General features: G+C 68.3%; 21 protein-coding genes. 10 read left to right on the forward strand and 11 right to left on the reverse strand.

The window, feature by feature from the left end:
• Positions 1-73: 73 nt before the first annotated feature.
• Complete coding sequence (locus ACVOJ1_RS11620) at positions 74-826, reverse strand: DUF3426 domain-containing protein (RefSeq protein ID WP_053515674.1); 753 nt, start codon at positions 824-826, stop codon at positions 74-76.
• Positions 827-868: 42 nt separating this feature from the next.
• Positions 869-1,789 carry a 50S ribosomal protein L11 methyltransferase gene (gene prmA, locus ACVOJ1_RS11625; protein WP_346480486.1) on the reverse strand — a complete coding sequence of 307 codons (921 nt, stop codon included), beginning with the start codon at positions 1,787-1,789 and terminating at the stop codon, positions 869-871.
• A 151-nt stretch (positions 1,790-1,940) separates the two neighbouring features.
• Here prmA and ACVOJ1_RS11630 point away from each other — a divergent pair, with 151 nt between their 5' ends.
• The gene (locus ACVOJ1_RS11630) at positions 1,941-2,915 is read left to right on the forward strand and encodes a hypothetical protein (RefSeq protein ID WP_053515678.1); all 975 of its coding nucleotides are present in this window, start codon (positions 1,941-1,943) and stop codon (positions 2,913-2,915) included.
• Entirely contained in the window at positions 2,912-3,286 is a 375-nt protein-coding gene (locus tag ACVOJ1_RS11635; RefSeq protein WP_111186284.1) for a hypothetical protein, read from the forward strand. The genes ACVOJ1_RS11630 and ACVOJ1_RS11635 overlap by 4 nt, the downstream gene beginning before the upstream one ends.
• Positions 3,287-3,418: 132 nt before the next feature.
• Here ACVOJ1_RS11635 and accC read toward each other — a convergent pair whose 3' ends face one another.
• From accC to ACVOJ1_RS11655, 4 genes are all read right to left on the reverse strand, one after another.
• The gene (gene accC, locus ACVOJ1_RS11640; RefSeq protein ID WP_014648613.1) at positions 3,419-4,786 is read right to left on the reverse strand and encodes an acetyl-CoA carboxylase biotin carboxylase subunit; all 1,368 of its coding nucleotides are present in this window, start codon (positions 4,784-4,786) and stop codon (positions 3,419-3,421) included.
• Between the two features lie 10 nt (positions 4,787-4,796).
• A complete protein-coding gene (gene accB / locus ACVOJ1_RS11645; RefSeq protein WP_053515682.1) occupies positions 4,797-5,276 on the reverse strand; it encodes an acetyl-CoA carboxylase biotin carboxyl carrier protein in 480 nt (159 codons plus the stop codon).
• Positions 5,277-5,335: 59 nt separating this feature from the next.
• The gene (aroQ, locus tag ACVOJ1_RS11650; protein ID WP_053515684.1) at positions 5,336-5,779 is read right to left on the reverse strand and encodes a type II 3-dehydroquinate dehydratase; all 444 of its coding nucleotides are present in this window, start codon (positions 5,777-5,779) and stop codon (positions 5,336-5,338) included.
• A gap of 232 nt (positions 5,780-6,011) precedes the next feature.
• Entirely contained in the window at positions 6,012-6,746 is a 735-nt protein-coding gene (locus ACVOJ1_RS11655; RefSeq protein WP_065174419.1) for a DOPA 4,5-dioxygenase family protein, read from the reverse strand.
• A 153-nt stretch (positions 6,747-6,899) separates the two neighbouring features.
• Between ACVOJ1_RS11655 and ACVOJ1_RS11660 the strand changes: the two genes are divergently transcribed.
• Complete coding sequence (locus ACVOJ1_RS11660) at positions 6,900-7,727, forward strand: isocitrate lyase/PEP mutase family protein (protein WP_180875469.1); 828 nt, start codon at positions 6,900-6,902, stop codon at positions 7,725-7,727.
• Between the two features lie 64 nt (positions 7,728-7,791).
• Here the strand turns inward: ACVOJ1_RS11660 and ACVOJ1_RS11665 are convergent, their stop codons facing one another.
• A complete protein-coding gene (locus ACVOJ1_RS11665) occupies positions 7,792-9,840 on the reverse strand; it encodes a TonB-dependent receptor domain-containing protein (protein WP_346480458.1) in 2,049 nt (682 codons plus the stop codon).
• Positions 9,841-10,042: 202 nt separating this feature from the next.
• Here ACVOJ1_RS11665 and ACVOJ1_RS11670 point away from each other — a divergent pair, with 202 nt between their 5' ends.
• Together ACVOJ1_RS11670 and ACVOJ1_RS11675 are read left to right on the forward strand one after the other, a co-directional pair.
• Positions 10,043-10,639: an NAD(P)H-dependent oxidoreductase gene (locus ACVOJ1_RS11670; protein ID WP_053515689.1), complete on the forward strand. Its 597-nt coding sequence runs from the start codon at positions 10,043-10,045 to the stop codon at positions 10,637-10,639.
• A 16-nt stretch (positions 10,640-10,655) separates the two neighbouring features.
• Positions 10,656-11,249: a TetR/AcrR family transcriptional regulator gene (locus ACVOJ1_RS11675; RefSeq protein WP_312556150.1), complete on the forward strand. Its 594-nt coding sequence runs from the start codon at positions 10,656-10,658 to the stop codon at positions 11,247-11,249.
• A gap of 13 nt (positions 11,250-11,262) precedes the next feature.
• On the opposite strand, the gene ACVOJ1_RS11680 is transcribed toward ACVOJ1_RS11675, so the two are convergent.
• Positions 11,263-12,051, reverse strand: a complete 789-nt coding sequence (locus tag ACVOJ1_RS11680; protein WP_180875467.1) for a D-alanyl-D-alanine carboxypeptidase family protein — start codon at positions 12,049-12,051, stop codon at positions 11,263-11,265.
• 119 nt (positions 12,052-12,170) lie between these two features.
• On the opposite strand from ACVOJ1_RS11680, the gene ACVOJ1_RS11685 reads away from it, so the two are divergent.
• Both ACVOJ1_RS11685 and ACVOJ1_RS11690 read left to right on the forward strand, forming a co-directional pair.
• A complete protein-coding gene (locus ACVOJ1_RS11685) occupies positions 12,171-13,721 on the forward strand; it encodes an alkaline phosphatase (RefSeq protein WP_346480459.1) in 1,551 nt (516 codons plus the stop codon).
• A gap of 61 nt (positions 13,722-13,782) precedes the next feature.
• Complete coding sequence (locus ACVOJ1_RS11690; RefSeq protein WP_346480460.1) at positions 13,783-14,349, forward strand: GIY-YIG nuclease family protein; 567 nt, start codon at positions 13,783-13,785, stop codon at positions 14,347-14,349.
• A gap of 34 nt (positions 14,350-14,383) precedes the next feature.
• Here ACVOJ1_RS11690 and ACVOJ1_RS11695 read toward each other — a convergent pair whose 3' ends face one another.
• Entirely contained in the window at positions 14,384-14,566 is a 183-nt protein-coding gene (locus ACVOJ1_RS11695; RefSeq protein ID WP_197571077.1) for a hypothetical protein, read from the reverse strand.
• A 98-nt stretch (positions 14,567-14,664) separates the two neighbouring features.
• Between ACVOJ1_RS11695 and ACVOJ1_RS11700 the strand changes: the two genes are divergently transcribed.
• A complete protein-coding gene (locus ACVOJ1_RS11700) occupies positions 14,665-15,561 on the forward strand; it encodes a LysR substrate-binding domain-containing protein (RefSeq protein WP_065174425.1) in 897 nt (298 codons plus the stop codon).
• 51 nt (positions 15,562-15,612) lie between these two features.
• On the opposite strand, the gene ACVOJ1_RS11705 is transcribed toward ACVOJ1_RS11700, so the two are convergent.
• Positions 15,613-16,329 (reverse strand): transporter substrate-binding domain-containing protein, encoded by a 717-nt coding sequence (locus tag ACVOJ1_RS11705; RefSeq protein WP_346480461.1) that lies wholly within the window; start codon positions 16,327-16,329, stop codon positions 15,613-15,615.
• 80 nt (positions 16,330-16,409) lie between these two features.
• On the opposite strand from ACVOJ1_RS11705, the gene ACVOJ1_RS11710 reads away from it, so the two are divergent.
• Positions 16,410-16,565 (forward strand): VOC family protein, encoded by a 156-nt coding sequence (locus ACVOJ1_RS11710; RefSeq protein ID WP_283219213.1) that lies wholly within the window; start codon positions 16,410-16,412, stop codon positions 16,563-16,565.
• Between the two features lie 23 nt (positions 16,566-16,588).
• On the opposite strand, the gene ACVOJ1_RS11715 is transcribed toward ACVOJ1_RS11710, so the two are convergent.
• The gene (locus ACVOJ1_RS11715) at positions 16,589-17,428 is read right to left on the reverse strand and encodes an arylamine N-acetyltransferase family protein (protein WP_283219212.1); all 840 of its coding nucleotides are present in this window, start codon (positions 17,426-17,428) and stop codon (positions 16,589-16,591) included.
• A gap of 203 nt (positions 17,429-17,631) precedes the next feature.
• Between ACVOJ1_RS11715 and ACVOJ1_RS11720 the strand changes: the two genes are divergently transcribed.
• Positions 17,632-20,166, forward strand: a complete 2,535-nt coding sequence (locus ACVOJ1_RS11720; protein WP_346480462.1) for a methyl-accepting chemotaxis protein — start codon at positions 17,632-17,634, stop codon at positions 20,164-20,166.
• Positions 20,167-20,201 lie beyond the last annotated feature (35 nt).

Genomic DNA, 20,201 nt, shown 5'->3' on the forward strand with positions numbered 1-20,201 from the left:
GCCGGATGAGGTGGTGGCGGTCAGTCTAGCGCGAGCGTGCCCGACCTGCCATGGCTGGTCGCCTTCGTCCCGATCACAGGAACTCGAAGGTGAATGCGACAGTGGACGCCGCAGGCTCCTGCACGCGGAACGCGATGTGTGCGCTCTGACCCGGTTCCAGCACGGCGGTACCCGGGTTCTCGCCGAGGTACTGCGTGGGGCTGAAAACGTCACTGCCGATGACCCGTCCGTCCGCATCGGACAGCGAAAGCCGCAGGTCGGGCCAGGCCTGTGGCCATCGCGCGTCATTGCGGATGCTGGCCTGCACCTGCAGTACGCCGGCCTGACCAGGCAGCGGGCGGATGTCGCGACTGGTCATGGTGAAGGCGGTGGGTTCGTGCCAGGCGGGCAGGCTGCAGCGCAGCACGCTGCACAGCGCCACCAGCCATGTGCGGTGGCCGGCATCGGCGGCCAGCCGCGCGCGGTCGGCGAGCACGCTCTGCAGGATCAGCAGCGCCGCCAGCCCCGCCACCAGCAGCCAGTGCCAGCGCGGCGCCGGGCGCGAGCGTGAAGGTGCACGGGCGAGGAAACCGGGTGCGTCATGGTTCGATGGTGATGCCACCGCCGCGGCATGCGGGGGCACATCATCGGTGTGCTGCGGAACGGGTTGCGCAGTGATCACCGCCGCTGCCGGCGCATGTTCGATCTCCGCCGCAGTGGGTTCGGGCGCCGGACCGGCCTGTGCAGGCATATCGACGTGCGCCTCGACGGCAGGTGCCGTTCCGCCTTCCGGCGCGGGGCGCAGGAAGGTGGCCAGTGGACGTCGTGCGGGGGTCGGCTCGGACATGCTCACGGTGCGGGTTCGGGTCGAGCGCTCATTCAAACACGATCAGGCGCGGCGCACGCCGGTGATGCGCATCCAGTCGCCATCGCGGGTCGCCTGCAGGTCGTCGAACCAGGCACTGTAACGCTGCAGCAGTTCGTGCTCCTGTCCATGCAGGATGCCCGACAGTGCGATGCGGCCACCGCCGGCCACGCGCGCGGCCAGCAGTTCGGCCAGCGCATCGAGGGCCGAGGCGAGGATGTTGGCGACCACGATGGGATAGGTTGCCACCGGCTCGCCCTGTGGCAGATAGACCTGCATGCGGCCCTGCTCGCCATTGCGCTCGGCATTGTCGGCGGTCGCGACCAGGGCCTGCGGATCATTGTCCACGCCGATCGCCTCGGCGGCGCCCAGCTTCAGCGCAGCCAAGGCGAGGATGCCCGAGCCGCACCCGAAATCGAGCACGCGCTGGCCCTGCAGCTGGCCGTCCACGGCCAGCTGGTCCAGCCAGCGCAGGCACAGCGCGGTGGTGGGATGAGTACCGGAGCCGAAGGCCAGGCCCGGGTCCAGCCGGACGACGGCCGCGTCGGCGGCCTGCGCCGCCTCCGGCAGCTCATGGTTCCACGGCACGATCCAGGTGCGGCTGCCGAAGTCCATCGGCTGGAACTGGTCCAGCCAGGCACGCTCCCAGTCCTCGTCCTCGACGGCGCGGAAGCTGCCACCGCTCCAGTCCAGTTCCGGGTCGAACGCTTCCAGCGCCGCCAGCAGCAACAGCGCGTTGCTGTCAGCCGGGAACAGCGCCGTCAGCACCAGGCTGTCCCACAGCGGCGTCTCGCCCACGCCCGGTTCCAGGATTGCCTGCTCGTTGCTGGTGTCGGCCTCGGCATCGAGCAGGGTCACGGCCAACGCCCCGACGTCCTCCAGCGCATTCTCATAGCGGGGCTGGGTGGCTTCGGTGCAACGCAGGGTCAGTTCCAGGAACGGCATGGGATCGGGGGCAATCGCGGGAAAGGGGGCCATGCTAGACCATCGGGGCGTCTCCGTATGCTCTGAGATGAACGGCCCCCGTTCAGACAGGCCTGCCGGGCCTTGCTAAACTGCGCGCTTTCCTGTGCGCCCCCGACGCTTTCCGTTGCCGATGGCCCTCGCTCCGACCCTGAAAACCTGGTTGCTCGTGCTGCCGGCGGTGGCCGTGCTGGGCGTGGCCGGGTATCGGGCCAGCGGGCACGTGGGCTCGGTATCGTCTCCGGTCGCGGCCTCCGGGCTGCCGACGGCCCAGGTGGCGGGCAACGAGGATGGGACGACGATGCCGGTCATGCCCGAGGCGCTGGCGCGGCGTCTGGCGGCCTTCGAGCGGGGCGGCGCACTGCCGTCCGGCCTGCCGCTGGACATCCGGGCCGACATCGAGGGCGCCACCGATCTGTTCGCCTATGCGCAGCGGTTGCGTGCGCAGGCCGACGGTGGCAACCACGAAGCGCGCTGGATGCTCAGCCGGGTGTATGACTACTGCGCGCAGTACGCGGTCGATCCCGGGGGGTATCGCCTGGACAACAACGTGCTGGCGGGGCTGGGCCTGAGTGCCGCACCGGCCATGGTCGATGCGCGCGAGCGCGTGGCCCAGCGCTGCGGCGGGTTCGTGCCCGGCGACAAACTGGGCGCGGCGCTGGTGCTGGCGGAGCGTCGCAAGGCGGCCGCGCAGGGCAATCTGGCGGCCGAAGCTGCGCTGTTCGCTGAAGGTGAGCCGCTGCATGACAGCGCGGACTACCGCCGTGGCCTGGTCGAGCGCGTGCGCCTGTCGCGCGATCCGGAGGCATTCATGGCCCTCGCTCCGGGAATGGGCGTGCGCGCCGCCGGTGACAGTGCACTGGACGGGCTGGTGGCCGGCGAGCAGCTCAGCGAAATGGCGTGGCGGCTTGCGGCCTGCGAACTCGGTCTACCGTGTGGGGCCGACAGCGTGCTGGTCAACAGTTTTTGTGCGAATGGAGGGATCTGTTCGCAGGATGAGACGCAGGATTTCCGGGATTTCGTGTATGACGCTGCGGTTTCGCGGCAAGGTGCTGGGAAGATGAACGAATGGATCAAGCGATTGATTGGAAGGGGGAGCAGGCCATGAACTACCGTCGATTCCTTCACGGGGCCAAGTTCTGGTTCTGGGTGGCACTGTTCGTGGCCTATTCGGCCGGCGCGGTGGGCCTGTTGATGATCGATACCTACGAGGATCGCTACCGGCATCTGTCGAAGGTGGAGCTGACCACGGTGAAGGCACAGGAAGACCTGCGCCGCGCCGGCGCCAGCCAGGTCGCTGCGGTCTATCGCGCGCAGAGCGGCGTGCCGTTCGCATCGCTGCCGGCGGGCAGCACCTTCCAGGTGGTCTGGCCCGATGGCTCGACCGAGACCATGGTGATCGTCGATCCGACCTCGCCCAATGGTGTGCGCCCGCTGCCGAACTCGCAGATTCCGGCAACCGCGGCCGACAGGCGCTGACACCGATCCTGCAGCGCCGGGCCCTCACGCGCGGCTGCGTTTCCCGGTACGCCGGGCGCGGGGGAAGGCGCTGCAGAAAGCAGAAAAGGGCGGGGATATCCCCGCCCTTTTCGTGTCCGGCACCTGTGCCGATCAGGTCAGCGCGATCGGCTTGTTCTTGCGCTCGGCCAGACGCTTTTCCAGGTAGTGGATGTTCTGGCCACCGGCCTGGAAGCCCTTGTCGCGCATGATCCGCTGCTGCAGGGCGATGTTGGTCTTGATACCGTCGACCACCATTTCGCTCAGCGCCACCCGCATGCGGGCGATCGCGGTTTCGCGGTCCGGGCCGTGCACGATCAGCTTGCCGATCATCGAGTCATAGTTCGATGGCACGCGGTAACCACTGTAGATGTGGGTGTCCACGCGCACGCCGGGGCCGCCCGGCGGATGGAAGCCGGTGATGGTGCCCGGGCTCGGCACGAAGGTTTCAGCATCTTCGGCGTTGATGCGGCACTCGATGGCATGGCCGGTGAGCACCACGTCGCTCTGCTTGATCGACAGCTTCTGGCCGGCGGCGATCTTCAGCTGCTCGGCCACCAGGTCGATGCCGGTGACCATTTCGGTGACCGGATGTTCCACCTGGATGCGGGTGTTCATTTCGATGAAGTAGAAGCGGCCGTCCTCGTACAGGAACTCGAACGTGCCGGCGCCGCGGTAGCCGATGCGGATGCAGGCCTCCACGCAGACCTTGCCGATCTGCTCGCGCTGCTCGGCGGTGATGCCCGGTGCCGGCGCTTCCTCGACCACCTTCTGGTGACGGCGCTGCATCGAGCAGTCGCGCTCGCCGAGGTGGATGGCATTGCCCTGGCCGTCGGCCAGCACCTGGATCTCCACGTGGCGCGGGTTCTCCAGGAACTTCTCCATGTAGACCTCGCCATTGCCGAACGCCGCCTTCGCTTCGCTCTTGGTGGTTTCGATCGAGGTCTTCAACGAGGCTTCGGCGTGCACCACGCGCATGCCGCGACCGCCGCCGCCGCCCGCTGCCTTGATGATGACCGGGTAGCCGATCTCACGGGCGATCTTGGTGTTGGCGACGATGTCCTCGCCCAGCGGGCCGCCCGAGCCGGGCACGCACGGCACACCGGCGGCCTTCATGGCGCGGATGGCTTCGACCTTGTCACCCATCATGCGGATGGTGTCGGCCTTGGGGCCGATGAAGATGAAGCCGGATTCCTCCACGCGCTCGGCGAAATCGGCGTTCTCCGACAGGAAGCCGTAGCCCGGATGGATGGCCTGGGCATCGGTGACTTCCGCCGCGGCGATCAGGGCGGGGATGTTGAGATAGCTCTGCGGCGACGGCGCCGGGCCGATGCAGACCGACTCGTCGGCCATGGCCACATGCTTGAGGTTGCGGTCGACCGTGGAGTGCACGGCCACCGTGCGGATGCCCAGGGTGTGGCACGCGCGCAGGATGCGCAGCGCGATCTCCCCTCGGTTGGCGATGACGACTTTGTCGAGCATGGCGTGCCCCTCAGCCGATCACGAACAGCGGCTGGTCGAACTCCACCGGCTGGCCGTTCTCGCCGAGGATGGCGACGATGGTGCCGGACGCGTCGGCTTCGATCGGATTGAACATCTTCATCGCTTCGATGATGGCCAGGGTTTCGCCTTCCTTGACCTGCTGGCCCACGGTGACGAAGGCCGGCTTGTCCGGAGCGGACGAGGCATAGAAGGTGCCGACCATCGGCGAACGCAGCACGTGGCCTTCCGGCAGCGCCGGGCCCGGCTTGGCGGTGCCGCCGGTGGAGGCTTCGGTCGGCGACTGCATCGGCATTGCCTGCGGCGCCGGCGCGGCAGGGGCGGCATACACCGGAGCGGCGACCGGGGCGGCATAGCCGGCGACCGGCGCGCGCGACAGGCGCACGGACTCTTCGCCTTCCTTGATTTCGATTTCGGCCAGGTTCGACTCTTCCAGCAGGTCGATCAGCTTCTTGATTTTGCGCAGATCCATGAGGGCCTCTTGGGTTTCTATCTAGGTGAGGAGAGCGCCGTGGGCGCCCGGGTCGACAATCAGGTGGCGGACAACCGCAGCAGCGCCGCGTCCATCGCGTAGCGGTAGCTGTCGGCGCCGAAGCCGCACACCACGCCGACCGCCTTGTCGCTGAAATAGCTGTGCTGGCGGAACGGTTCGCGGGCGTGCGGGTTGGACAGGTGGATTTCGATGAACGGCACGGCCACGGCCGCCAGCGCATCGCGCAGGGCGACCGAGGTGTGGGTGAACGCGGCCGGGTTGATCAGGATGAACGCCGTGCCGTCGGTGCGGGCGGCCTGTACGCGGTCCACCAGCGCGTGTTCGGCGTTGGACTGCAGGCTCTCCAGCACGTGCCCGGCGGCGTCGGCCTGGCGGGCCAGCGCCTGGTCGATGTCGGCCAGGGTGGTGTGGCCGTAGACCTCCGGCTCGCGGGTACCGAGCAGGTTGAGGTTGGGGCCGTGCAGGACCAGCAGCTTCGCCATGGGATCCGATCGACTGGAAAGGGCGGCAGTCTGGCGGAAGCGGCCGATGCTGTCCAGTTCGGCGAAGTTTGCCGCGTTTCAATCGATTGTTTGAAATCGCTGGAAGCGCTTGTGCCCGTATGCCGGGCAGCGCCTCAAGGCGCGCTGAACGCGGCGACGGCTGCTGATACCCGCACGTACGCCGACGATGGCGGCCGACCGCTCCTGTCCCGGCCAGGCCGGGCGGGTCTGCTCAGGTTTCCAGCGGCCGCGTCGGCACGACGTTGGGGAACACCTGTTCCAGCGGCTCCTGTTCGCCCGGCCGGGGCGCGGGCCAGTCGTAGGCGTTCACCGGCTGCGCGCGGTTCACCCACAGCGCGTAATGCAGGTGGTCGGCGCGCCCATCGCCGGTGTTGGGGTGGATGAGGATCGTCAGGCCCAGGCTGTTGAGCTGCAGCCATGGCACCACGACCGGCAGGAGATCGTTGGTGAAGCCGAAGTAGAAGGACGGGGTGACATGGGGGCCGCGTGGCTCCGGATTCCAGTTGCCCAGTTCCACCGGGAAGCGTTCCGCCACCCAGCGCCGGATCAGTGCGGCCTTGGCCGAGGTGTCCTCGTCGAAATAGATGTGGGCGTGGTAACTCTTGATGTCGGTGTAGGGGCGTGGGTGGGTCGGCAATGGCGATTCGCCCGGGCGTGTGCTGCGCGGTCGTGGGGTCGGTTCGCTGGCGGTGTCCTGTCCCCAGGGACTGCGGCCCTGCGCCGGCGGCGGGACGATCGCCTGGAATCCGGGACGCCCCGGTGCGGTCGTGTTCGCCACCTCTCGGGCCGGTGTTGCGGCGGCCGGACGCGTCGCGCCGGCCAGGCCACCTGCGGCCAGGCCGGCCGATGCGATCAGGCGGCGCCGGCTGGGTGAGAACGGCGCGGCCTGGTGTGCATCGGTGTCGTCGCCAGCAATGGCGTCAGAAGAATGCGGGGAGCGCGGCATGGTTGTTTCCGTGGACGGCGGACCGTCACCGTCGGACGGATGCGGGGGCCGCGTCCAATGATCCGGTGGCATCACCTGATGCTGCGCCGCAGGTGCGTTGAGTCCTGTGCGCGGCCCGGATAGGGTGGTCAGCTCACCGCACGGATACCCGCCATGAACAGCGCAGATGCCACCACTGCCCGCAGACGTGCCACGTTCCGGCAGTTGCATGCGCAGGGCTGCTTCGTATTGCCCAATCCGTGGGACATCGGCAGCGCGCGCTACCTGCAGCGGCAGGGCTTCCTGGCATTGGCCACCACCAGCGCGGGATGTGCATGGAGCGAAGGTCGCCCCGATGGTGCGGTATCGCTGCAGGCGACGCTTGACCACCTGCGGCTGATGGTGGCCGCCACCGACCTGCCGGTGAACGCAGACTTCGGCGATGGCTTCGGCGCCACGCCACAGGACGTGGCTGAGGCCGTGACGGCGGCCCTGGATACGGGCATCGCCGCTCTGTCGATTGAAGATGCCAGCGGTCTGGCCGACGCGCCGCTGCGCCCGCTGGAGGAGGCCGTGCAACGCCTGCGTGCGGCGCGTGCGGCCATCGATCGCGCCGCGGCCGATGTGCTGCTGGTGGGCCGGGCGGAAAACTTCTTCGTGGGCGTACCGGATCTGGAAGACACGCTGCAGCGCCTGCGTGCCTACGCGGCCGCAGGTGCCGATGTGTTGTACGCACCGGGCATCACCACGGCCGAACAGATCCAGGCGGTGGTGGCCGCGGCCGGCGGCAAGCCGGTGAACCTGCTGGTGGGCGGACCGACGTCACTGACGCTGCAGGACATCGCTGCGATGGGGGTACGCCGGGTCAGCCTGGGCGGGGCGTTGGCCCGTGCGGCGTGGGGGGGATTGATGCGGGCCACCGATCCCATCCAGCAGGAAGGCCGCTTTGATGGCCTGCAGGCGGCAGCATCGGGTGCGGCGCTGAACGCGCTGTTCCGCTGAGGCAGGGCCGCGGATGCACGGCAGGATCCCTTCGCTGCGCGAAGGGATCCGAGCCAGTGCTGCATCAGAACCGTGCGGTGGCGCCCACGAAGAAGGTGCGCGCGCCGCCGTCGTAGTTGTTGCCTTCGTCGATGGTGGACACGTCGCCCACGTTCAGGACGCCGGCACGCAGGGTCAGGTTCTCGTTCACGTCGAAGCCGGTCACCAGATCCCAGGTGGTGTACGCCTTGGCGAAGGTCGCGCTGGTGGCCGATACCAGTTGCTTGCCGATGTGCTGCGCACTGGCATTCAACGACCAGGCATCGGTCACCTGCCATTCCAGCGAGGTGTTGGCGGTCAGCTCCGGTACTACCAGCAGGGTAGCGCCGGTGGTGCGGTTCTTCGATTCCAGCATGCGCGTGGCGTGGGTGGTCCAGCTCAGGCGTTCGTGCAGCGGCACGGTCACGCTGGCCTCCACACCGCGGGTGCGTGCCTTCTGGATGTTCTGTGCCACCGTCCACCAGTAGCCGTTGACGAAGCTGGTGGTCTGGCCGGGGATCTGGCTCAGCGGCACCTGTTCGATCTTGTCGTCGAAGTTGGTCAGGAAGTAGGTGGCCGAGGCCGACCAGCCCTCGCGGTCGAAGCCCACGCCCAGCTCGTAGTTGGTGCTGGTCTCCGGTTCCAGGTTCGGGTTGCCGGCCATGTAGCAGCCGCGCGTGCCGTCGGCATTCACCGAACGGCTGCTCCAGCCTTCGGCGGTCAGGGCACGGCAGCCGTTGCCGCCGGACTGGGTCGCAGCGCCGGCCGTTCCCTGCTTCAGGTTGGGGGCACGGAAGCCCTTGGAAATGCCGCCGCGCACGGTCCATGCATCGGCCGGGTGCCAGACGCCGTAGATGCGCGGGCTCAGGTTGTCATCGTAGTTTTCCGTGTTGTCCCAGCGCAGGCCCAGGGTCAGCACGAAGCGCTCGTGCAGGGTGAGGTGGTCCTCGGCGAACAGCGCCCAGGAGTCGGCCTCGCTGGTCGGGCTGATGCGGCCGCTGCCCGTCCAGGTGACCGGAACGGTACCGATGGTGTCGCTGTTCTCCAACTCCTCGCGTTTCCACTGCCCGCCCACATTCAGGCTGTGCTCGACGCCCCAGTGGAAGCCGGTGTTGAAGGCGGTATCGAACACCGTTTCCTTCGAACGGTTGCCGACGTCGCTGCCCTTGTCTTCGTATTCGTTCTGCACCAGCGTGGTCTTCGACGTGGTGGCGTCGCTGTAGGTGCCGTCATGGCGGATGACGTAGCCGGTCTGCACCAGCTTGGACAGTCCCCAGCTGTTGACCTGGCCGGCCCCGCTGTTGCGCTGCGTTCCGCGCGAGGCCTCCACGCCCACGACGTGGCTGTCGCTGATGCGCCAGTCGAACAGCACGTTGGCGTTCTCTGCCTTGTTGCCCGGTGTCTGCCGCGCGCCGCGGTCGGATTCGCGGTCAGTGACGTTGGCGCCGATGCGCACGCCCAGGTTGTCGGTCAGCGGGCCACTGAACAGCGCTCCCATCTGCGTGGTGTTGCCGCGGGTGTCCGAATCGGGCTTGCTGTAGTTGAAGGTGGCCGAGCCGCCCCAGTGGTCGGCGATCTTGCGGGTGATGATGTTGATCACACCCCCCATCGCGTCCGATCCGTACAGCGAGGACATCGGGCCGCGCACCACTTCGATGCGTTCGATCATGTCCGGCGACAGCCAGTTCAGATCCTGCGGGCCCAGGTCATCACGATAGTTCACGCCGGCCGAGCTGCCCTGGCGGCGGCCATCGATCAGGATCAGTGTGTACTGCTCGGGCAGGCCGCGCAGCCGGATCTTCGACTGCGCACCGGACAGCGCGTAACCGCCGGTCACGCCGGGCACGGTGCTCAGCAGCTGGCCGATGCTGCTGACCGGCTTGCGCTCGATGTCCTCGCGGGTGATCACGCTGATGCTGGCGGGGGCATCCCGGATCCATTGCTGGGCGCCGGTGGCGGTGACCACCACGGTGTCCATCTGCTTGGCGGCGGCATCGGCTGACGCCTCGGCGTGGGCCTGGGAGGCGAGGGCAAGGCCGATGGCCACGGCCAGCGTGGCAACGGAACGACAGGACTTCAGACTGGCATGCAACATCGCGCGGTACTCCGGGTGAGGGGTCCACTGGCGATGGCTGGGACGTCCGTGTGGGGTTTCAGATCTCCTTAACAATCGTATCACGAATCATTTGCATTTGACTTGAGGCGATACAGAACGCCAGAAACAGTGTCCTGCTGGCAGTGCTGATCGGGCTGGGTTCGCTAGTTACCATTAGTAACTAATCTCCAAGGAGTTGCCCATGCACAGCCTGATTGTTGTTGCCCATCCCGATCCTGCCTCGCTGACCCACGCGGTAGCCGCTCGCATCGCGCAGGCCATCGCCGATGCCGATGAGAGCAATACCACCGCCATGGCCGATCTGATGGCCGAAGGCTTCGACCCGCGCTTCAACGGGCAGGACCAGGCCCTGTTCCGCGGCATCGCGCCGCCACCGGCCGATGTGGCGGCCGAGCACGCACGGCTGGATGCGACCGACACGCTGGTGCTGGTCTACCCGCTCTACTGGTGGTCGTTCCCGGCGCTGCTGAAGGGCTGGATCGATCGCGTTTTCACCCAGGGCTGGGCCTACGCCGAGGGTGCCGATGGAAAAGTGGAGAAGCGGCTGCAGCGGCTGCAGGTGCATCTGGTCGGTATCGGGGGTGCCGATGCCGCGATGATTGAACGCCGTGGCTATGGCGCGGCCATGAACACGCAGATCGACATGGGCATCTTCGATTACTGCGGCGCGCGCGTGCTGTCCTCCACCCTGCTGCTGGAGGCGGACACCGGGGCGGCCGCGGCGCATCTGCAGACCGCGATGGAGATCGGCCGTAAAATCGGACATCCAACGAGCTGACAGCCGTGTTCCGCCGATGCCTGCCACCGACACCCCCACGCGTCGCCGACTGACCCGCGAGCAGCGGGCCCGCCAGCTGCTGGATGTCGCATGGGCGCTGGTAGGCGCCGAAGGCACCGATGCCTTGACCCTGGGGCGCCTGGCCGAAGCGGCGGGCGTGACCAAGCCGGTGGCCTACGATCACTTCGTGACGCGCAACGGCCTGCTGGCGGCGCTCTACCATGACTACGACCAGCGGCAGACGCTCATTTTCAATGACCGTATCGCCGCGGCGCCGGCAGAACTGACCGCGCGCGCAGCGGCCATCGCGTCCGGTTACATCGACTGCGTGCTGAGCCAGGGCAGCGACGTGCAGAGCATCCTCGCAGCGCTGGTCGGCGCGCCGGAGCTGCGCGAGGTGCGGCACTGCTACCAGCAGGAGTTCATCGACAACTGCGCGGACTGGCTGGGCCCGTTCGCCGGTGACGGCCAGGTACCGGTGGAGGGGCGCTGGGCGATCCTCGGCGCTGCCGAAGCGCTGTCCGAAGCGGTGGCCAATGGCGCGATCGGCAAAGCCGACGCGGAACGCGAACTGCAGCGGGTGATCGTATCCACGGTTGTACGGGCCTGACTGCCCGCAAAGCTCAGGCTTCTGCGACGGTGTCGCCGGCCAACGCGGCGAATCCACTGGCAAGATGCCTGCGCACCCGCGCATCGCGTGCTTCGCGGTCTTCCGAGCCAAGCACCACGGTGATCAATCGCACCGGCTGCGCGTGTCCGGCGATGGGGCGGCGCGCCGTAGCCGCCAGGCAGAACCCGGCCGCGCGGGTATAGCCGGTCTTCAGGCCGTCCACACCTTCATCGGCGAGCAGTGCGTTCTGGTTGCTGCGGCTGAACGTCCCGTGCGCGAACGCCGGCTGTGCGGTGATGGCCAGCACCTGTGGATGATCTGCCAGCAGGCGGCCCGCCAGCACCGCCATGTCGCGTGCGCTGGATACGTGCCGCGGCGTGGTGATGCCGGACACCGACGCGAACCAGGTACTGCCCAGGCCGAGACGCCGCGCCAGCGCGTTCATGTGCTGCAGGTACGCCGCCTGCGAGCCGTGCAGATGGCGGGCAAGCACAAGGGCCGCGTCGTTGCCCGATACCACCAGCATGCCCTGCAGCAGCCGGCCCAGTGTGACCGTTTCGCCAGGCACCAGGCCCATGCGCGTTTCATCGTCAGCAACCGCGTGCACGTCCTCGGCGGCAACGGTCACCGGCATCTCCCAAGCGGCGGCGCCGGATGCGACCTGTTCGTAGGCTGCGTACGCGGTCATCAGTTTGGTCAGTGAAGCAGGCGGACGCTGCAGGTCGGCGTTCTCCTGGTGGATGACCGCGAAGCTGCCGGCATCCAGAGTGATCGACGAGACCGGGGAACGTGGAGACGGCATGGTGGCGCGGCAGGGGAGACGTTCACAGGATACCGCTGCCAGGATGCGTGAATCTGCAATATTGCAATGATATAACGTCGCGCATTCCGGGCCGCCTGCCCGACCCCACAGGATGCACGATGACCGCACACACGCCGCGCCGTTGGCTCTACCCGTCGATTCTGGCCGCGCTGGCAGCCCTCGCCGGCTGCCAGCCGGCACCGCGTGCGCAGGCGCCGGTGGCGACCGGCGGCTACCCGCACAACGTGATCGTGATGATCAACGACGGCGCGGGCTGGGGAACCTGGGATGCCGCCGCGTACTGGCAGTATGGCAGCCGCGAAGGCGCCCCGTACGCGCACTTCCCGCAGCGCCTTGCGGTGGCCACGTTCCCGCTCAACGCCAGCAGCCAGCCCACGCACGATTCGGCGCAGACGCTCGGCTACGACGCCGCGAAAGCATGGGATGCCACCCCGGTACCGGCAGCGGATCTTCCGTTCGCCGGTTATCAGTACCTGGCCGCGGTGGCGACCGACAGCGCCGCGGCGGGCACGGCGTTGTCGTCGGGCATCAAGACGTACAACAACGCCATCAACGTCAACAACGACGGCGTCGCGGTCGAGTTCAACACCCTGCGCGCCAAGCGCCTGGGCATGGCAACCGGTGTGGTCACCTCGGTGCCGTTCTCGCACGCGACACCGGCCGCGTTCGCCGCGCAGAACGCGTCGCGCAACAACTACCATGCCATCGCCCACCAGATGCTGGCCCAGGGCCACATGGACCTGGTCATGGGAACCGGCGGCCCCGGCTACAGCGTCGATGGCCGCGCCTGCGATGACGATGCAGGCGCAGTGAAGGAAGAGGGTTGCGCGAACCCCTGGGAGTGGGTGTCGCAGCAGGACTGGCAGCAGCTGGAAGCAGGCACCCTCATCGCTGGCAATCCTGCCGGACCGTGGCGGTTGATCCGCAGCAGGGAAGCGTTCGCTGCGCTTGCACAGGGGAGGGTGCCAGCCGACCGCCCGTTGATCGGCGTACCGCGTGTGGCCAGCACCCTGCAGCAGGCGCGTCAGCTGCAGGTCCTGGGCAGGGATGAGACCACTCCCTCCGGCGTGAGGAAGATCGACAGCGTGCCGGACCTGGCGACCATGACCCGCGGCGCCCTGCAGTTCCTGCAGCAGCGCTCGTCCAAGGGCCTGTTCCTGATGGTGGAAGGCGGGGCCACCGACTGGGCCGCGCATACCAGCGCGTGCGGCACGGAATGGCATTACGGCCAGTGCGGCGACCAGCCGCAGTACGGCCGCCTGATCGAAGAGACGGTCGAGTTCAACGATGCGGTATCGGCGGTGGTGGCGTGGATCGAGCGCAACGGCGGATGGCAGCGCAATCTGCTGATCGTCACCACCGACCACGACAACAGCATGCCGATGGGCCCCGACGCGCAGCAGGTGGCGTTCGAGCCGGTGCGCAACAACGGGCGCGGGCGGATGCCGGGGATGAGCTTCCGCCCCACCGGCAATCACTCCAACGCACTGGTACCGCTGTGGGCCAAGGGCGCCGGCGCCGAGCGGCTCACCGCCCGAGTGCGCGGCATCGACGCCGGTTACCGCCAGCATGTGCGGTGGAATGATGGCAGCTACATCGACAACACCGACGTGGCTGCCGCAGTGCAGGACGTACTGCAGCGGCCTTGAGCAGAACAGTGCACGGTCCGGCCCGGTTGCCATCGCGTCCGGGGCGATGCAGCCTGCGCCGATGGAACCGCAGATCCGCATCGATGGTCGTGTCTTCGCCTACGTCTTTCCCTGCGCCTGGGAGGATTACGCCAAGATCGGCTTTACGCGTGACCCGCTCGGCCGCATCAGCGCACTGCATCGGCGCTGGTTCGAGTTCTTCGATCTGTGCGCCGGGGCGCTGGTGGAGGCGGAAACCGAGCGCGATGCGCGTGACCTGGAGCTGGAGCTGCGTGCCCCCTTCCGAGCACATCGCGCGCCGGCACCGATGACCTTGCAGGACAAGGCCGGCGGGCGCACCGAATGGGTGCGTGGCGCGAACCAGGCCCTGTCCGATGCTGTGCGTACGCTGGATGGGCGCGGATATCGGACCTTCCCGCTGCGCCCCTGGCTGCGCGCCGCCATGGTCCAGCGGCTGGATCGCCTGCATGACTGGGCCGCCCTGCAGCTGCCGGAAGAGGAAAGCCTGCGCATGCCGGGCAGCCCCGGACCGGCGGTGCTGCGCGATACCCTCGATGGCTATCGCGCGCTGGACATCGACCCGCTGCCATCGCTACCGCCCCATGTGCAGGCCTGGTACGGGCATTAGCGCCCCGGCACTGGTAAGCCCGCCGCTGCCGCGCTCAGCGCGGGGCGGGGCAGGTGGGGCAAGGCACCTTTGCCGCAGCTGGACGGTCGAGGTGTGTGGTCCGGTACGGCTTTGCCGGTGCCCCGGTCGTGCTGGCCACCGGCGTGGCCAACTGGCGGGCCAGCTCGGCGCTTGCGATGTGACCGTGCAGGAACAACAGACTGCTGAAGATGTTCATGATCGTCGCTCCACTTGAGTGGATTGAACGATACGGGCAGCATGAGGACGTAAAAAGCGACATTTCCGCAAGCTTGACTTGAACAGGATTCAAGCCTCATGTCCCGCCCACCCCTCCATGCCCTGCAGGGTTTCGTGGCTGCCGCGCGCCTGGGCAACCTGTCACGCGCCGCGGCGTCGATGAACCTGACCGTCAGCGCGCTCAGCCATCAAATGCGGCAGCTCGAAGAGCGCCTCGGACAGCCGCTGCTGGTCCGCCAGGCGCGCGGGGTCGCACTGACCCTGGAGGGCCAGCGCCTGCTCGATCGGGTCGGGCCGCACCTGGATGCAATCAACGAGGTGTTCCAGCGCTACGCCGCGCGCGCCGAACATGTGCTGACGATCAGCGCCGTACCGTCGATGGCCTCCGCATGGCTGGTGCCACGGCTGGGTCATTTCGTCGCCGCACACCCGCAGATCGAGATCAACCTGCAGTCCAGCGAACGCCTTGTCGATTTCGATCGGCAGCTGCAGTTCGACGCGGCCTTGCGCGTAGGCGGCGGGCAATGGGCCGGGCTGGTGGTCGAGCGGCTGTTCGATGAGTGGCTGGTGCCGATGGCCAGCCCGGCGCTGATCGCGCGGATGGGCGGCATCGACCGTGCTCCACTGGCGCAGTGGCCGCTGCTGGGCGATCCGGATGGCGCATGGGCCGCGTGGTTTGCCCTGATCGGGCAGAGCCCCCCTTCGCGGTTCGTGGCGGTGCTCGACGATTCGGAAGCGCATCACCGTGCAGCGCTCGATGGTGTCGGTGTGGCCCTGGGCCGGCTGACGCGCGCGCGCCTGCTGCTGGATTCCGGCCAGCTGGTCGCGTTGTCGGAGCAGCGGCTGAAAACGGCCTGGCCGCACTGGCTGGTGTATCCGCAGCGCTCGGCGCGCCACCGTGGATTCCTCGCCTTCCGTGAGTGGTTGCATGCGCAGGCCAGCGAGCATGCGCGGCACATGGAGACGCAGGGCTGATCCGGCCTGGCGCACGCAGCCACCTGTCGCGTGCTGCGGGCCACTGCTGCGTCATCGCACCAGGGTGACCGCCTGTCCGGAACGTGCGAAAGCGTCCTCGAGCAAGGGCCCTGCCCTGATCGCCTCGACCTCGTCGAACAGGGCCCGCAGGGCGGCAGCGGGGCGCGCCGCAGGTGCGGCCACGGCCTGCTGGATCGCAGTGAAGCGGTCGGCGAGCACGCGGTGTCCCGGATGCTGCAGTGCCCAGGCCTGCAGTGGCTGGCGCACGCCAGCGGCGGCATCCAGGCGCCGCGCGTCAAACAGATCGATGGCCGTCGCCGACGTGTCGGCACGCTCGATCGTGGCGTGCCGCAGTTCCCGGCTCAGGAACAGATCGTAGGCGGCACCGCGGCCAACGGCGATACGCAGCCCATCGCGATCCAGATCTGCCACCTGCCGCGCGGGACTGTCCTCGCGCACCAGGTAGGTTCCTTCGATCTCCACATACGGTGCACTGAAGGCGATGCGGTCGGCACGTGCCGGATCGATGGCGAGAAAAGCCAGGTCCCATGCGTCGTCGGCTGCCGCCGCGACCACCGATGCGGCCGCATCGTGACAGGTGAATCGCGCCTGCACGCCCATCCGCTGCGCCAGCGCGGTGGCCAGCTCCACCGAGGGGCCGCGCGGCGATCGTGCGTCGCCCTGCGCAAGGACCGGATTGCCCAGATTGATGGCGACGCGCAGATGGCCCAGTGGCGCCAGTGCACTTCGGTGATCGGCCAGGGTCATGCAGCGCTCCGCGAAGGGGGGCAGGCCAGCATGCCCGCAACGATGCGCACGGAATGTCAGGGCGGCGCCATCCTGCGACGATGCACCCCATCGCGCATGTCGAGATTCCGGCCAGCGACCTGGCTCGCGCCATCGCCTTCTACCTGCAACTGCATGATGCCGGCCACTGGCGGGCGGCCGAGATCTGCGACAGCGAGGGCAACCGTATTGCGCTGCAGGCGCCGGTGACGTTGTAACCCGGGCACCGTACCGCGCGGTGCTACCGTGATGCGGCGTGCGAGCGCTGCAGCCAATCGGTGATCGCCGGGTCGAGCCGCGCATCGTCCGGCACGCGCAGGCCGAATGCCGACTGCAGGACGTCGCGCACGTCGGCGGCATCGCGCAGCGGACGCTTGAGCGGCGCCTGCCCGGGGCGGTACTCGGTGTAGTTGCCACTGCCGATGGTGCGCCGCCAGTCCGGGCCGGCCAGTGACGCGCGCAGCTGGCCGGGGAAGCCCGAATCCGGGTGCGTGCACACGTACCAGTTGGCCACCACGTTGTCGATCGGCGCTGGCGGCCGCAGGTCGAAGCGGTACAGCGCCCGCCATGCGTCGCCCGCCTGGGCGGACAGCACGAAATCGTCCCCGCCCGGCAGCTGCTGCAGCTGGAAAGACTCATGCGGCGTGGTTTGCGGCGCCGTTTCGTGCAGCCGCAGTGGCACCGTCGGCGTCAGGCCACCGAAGCCGGCATCGACCAGCCAGTCCTCTCCCTCCACGTGCACGCGCAGCAGCAGGTGGGTACGCGCCGTCGGGGCATCGTCCTGTGCTGCCAGCAGCACGCGCGCGCTCAGCGGCTGTGCGTCGAAGCCCACTGTCTGCAGGAGCGCCAGCAGGCCGCCGTTGAGTTCAAAGCAGTAGCCGCCGCGCTGCTGGTCGAGCAGCTTGTGCTGCACGCTGTCGAGATCGATCGGTACCGCGTCGCGCAGCAGGCTGCTGAGGGTTTCAAAGGGGAGCAGGGCGTTGTGGCGCTGCACCAGCAGGGTCAGTCCGGCAAGGTCCAGCGACGGCGGAGCATCCAGTTGCAGGCGCTGCAGATAACGGGGGACGTCGAGCGGGGTCATGGCGAGGGCGGCCGGTTGGAAGAATCACACTGTGCAACCGCAACCGGGGTTGAGGTCAAGCGCGGGCGCTGTGTCACGTCTCCGTCGCCTGGGGCCGGTACAAAGAGCGCAACCGGCACGGTGCGTGCCACGGCTTCGGCAATGTGCCTAAAGTTGCCGCCGGTCAGGCCGATACAGGTGCGTCCTTCCGCCTGGAGTCTGTGATGTCGGCCGTCGTCCCCCTTCGGTCCCTGCGCACCCGTCTCATCGCGATGCGCTCGGCGCTTCCACGCCTGCTGGTCTGGCTGCAGCCGCATCGGCTCAGCGTGGCCAACAAACTCAAGGCCACCCTGCTGGTCTGCGGCGCGGGCCTGGTGGCGATCGCCGCCGTCCATGCCTGGACCGGCCATGCCAGCAGCCAGGCCGCGCGCAGCCAGGCCAGTTACCAGCGTGGCAGCGATCTGGCCGCACGCCTGGCGACGCGGGTGGCGGAGGCGCGTCGCCTGCAGACCCAGTATGCACGCAGTTTCGACGATGCCGACCGCAGCCAGCTGCAGGCGGCCCAGCAGGCACTGCAGGTCGATCTGAAGGCGCTCAGGGCGATGCCGATGGATGCCGGTCGCCGCAAGGCATTGCAGGCGCTCACCGAGGCCGCCGAGGGATTCTCGCAGGGAGTGGCCGCGCTGTTCGAACGTGTGGATGAGATGGGGCGGGGTGATGCCGGCCTGGCTGCACAACTGCAGCAGGCCGCCGATGCCCTGCAGCAGCGGGTGGATGGCCTGGACCGGCCGGCACTGGCGCTGCACCTGCAGAAGATGCGGCGCCAGGAAGCGCTGCTGCTGCTCGATGGCGATTCGACTCATGCCGACCGTGCAAGCGAAGAGAAGCTGCCGTTCGATCTGGCGCTGGCGGGGCTGCCGCCCGACGTGCAGGAGGCGCTCCGCACCGGCATGGACGCCTATCAGTCGGCACTGCTCGGCTATACCGCTGCCCGCGTCGGCCTTGACGTGGAGACGCAATCGCTGATGGAGACGGCTGCCGGCGTGGCGCCCGCGCTCGCCGCCTTCCAGCAGGCACAGGTGAATGCGCTGGCCCTGGCGCAGGCGCGGCAGCAGGCCGGTGCACGCACCATGAGCGTGCTGTTCGCCCTCACCCTGCTGCTGGTGGCCGGCGTGCTGATCACCAGCCTGCTGCTGGTGCTGCGCGCGGTGCGCAGGCCGATCCAGGACACCCTGCGGTTCGCCAGCGACATCGCCGATGACCGGCTCGATACCACGTTGCGCGTGCACAACGCCAACGACGAGATCGGCCAGCTGGCACAGCGCCTGGTGGACATGCAGCAGCGGCTGCGTGCGCGCATCGAGACCGAGCGTGCGATGGCCTGTGGCAACACGCGCGTACGCCAGGCCCTGGACTGCGCGCAGACCGGGCTGATGGTGGTCGATGCCGAAGGCCAGGTGGCCTACGCCAATCCTGCGTTGCGGCACGTGCTGGGCCTGCAGGCCGACGCGCTGGTCGGCACTGACGCGCGGGACCTGCATCCGGCCCTGGCCGGCCTGGTCGACGCGCGCCACCGCCAGGAGCGGGAAATCAGTCATGCCGGTGTGCGCTATCAGTTGATCGCCAATGCCATCGTCGATGACGACCAGTTCCTGGGCGTGGCGCTGGAGTGGCGCAGCCGTGCGCTGGAAACGCTGCTGGAGACCGAGGTGGCGGCACTGGTCGACGCTGCCGCGCAGGGTGACCTGCACGGGCGCATTTCGCTGCAGGGCAAGCACGGTTTCGTGCATACGTTGTCCACCAGCATCAACCGCCTGCTGTCCACCTTTGAAACCAACCTGGGGGACCTGCAGGCACTGCTGGCGGCGTTGGCCCGAGGAGATCTCAGCGTACGCATGGAAGGCCAGCTGCAGGGCGTGTTCGCGCGTATGCGCGACGACGCCAATGCAACCGTCGCGCAGCTGGGCCGCATCGTCACCCGCATCCAGCGCGCCGCTGCCAGCCTGGACAGCGGTGTCGGTGAAATCGTTGCTGGCCATCACGACCTCTCGCAGCGTACCGAGCAGCAGGCGGCCAATCTGGAAGAGACCGCAGCCTCGATGCATGAGCTGACCGACACCGTCGGCCGCAACGCCGACGCCGCCGGACGTGCCGACGCGCTGGTGCAGGGGGCTGCAGCGGTTGCACAGCGGGGTGGGATGGCCGTCGGTCAGGTGGTGGAGACCATGCAGGGCATCAGTGAAGCATCGCGCCGCATCGGGGACATCACCCAGTTGATCGACGGCATCGCGTTCCAGACCAACATCCTTGCGCTCAACGCCGCCGTGGAGGCCGCGCGTGCTGGAGAGCAGGGCCGCAGTTTCGCGGTGGTCGCGGCGGAAGTGCGTCTGCTCGCGCAGCGCAGTGCCGAGGCAGCCAGGCAGATCAAGGCGCTGATCGAGGATTCCGTGGCACGCGTCGGCCAGGGCAGCGTGCAGGCCGCGCAGGCGGGCACCACCATGGACGAGATCGTCGGCAGCGTGCAGCAGCTGGCGGACCTTCTCGCCGGCATCCGCAGCGCCTCGCAGGATCAGCACGCGGGCATCGCCCAGGTGAACCACGCCATCGTGCAGATGGAGGCCAGTACCCAGCGCAACGCCAGCCTGGTGGAAGAAGCCGGCTCGTCGACCGCGCAGATGCAGGCGCAGGTGCGCGCGCTGGCCGAAGCCGTGTCCGCGTTCCGCCTGCAGCCGGACGGTCAGGCCCGCGCGGCGGCGTGATCACGTCCGCCGCCGGGTCCAGCCCGGCGGCGCGG

Source organism: Stenotrophomonas sp. STEN225 (assembly GCF_056756445.1).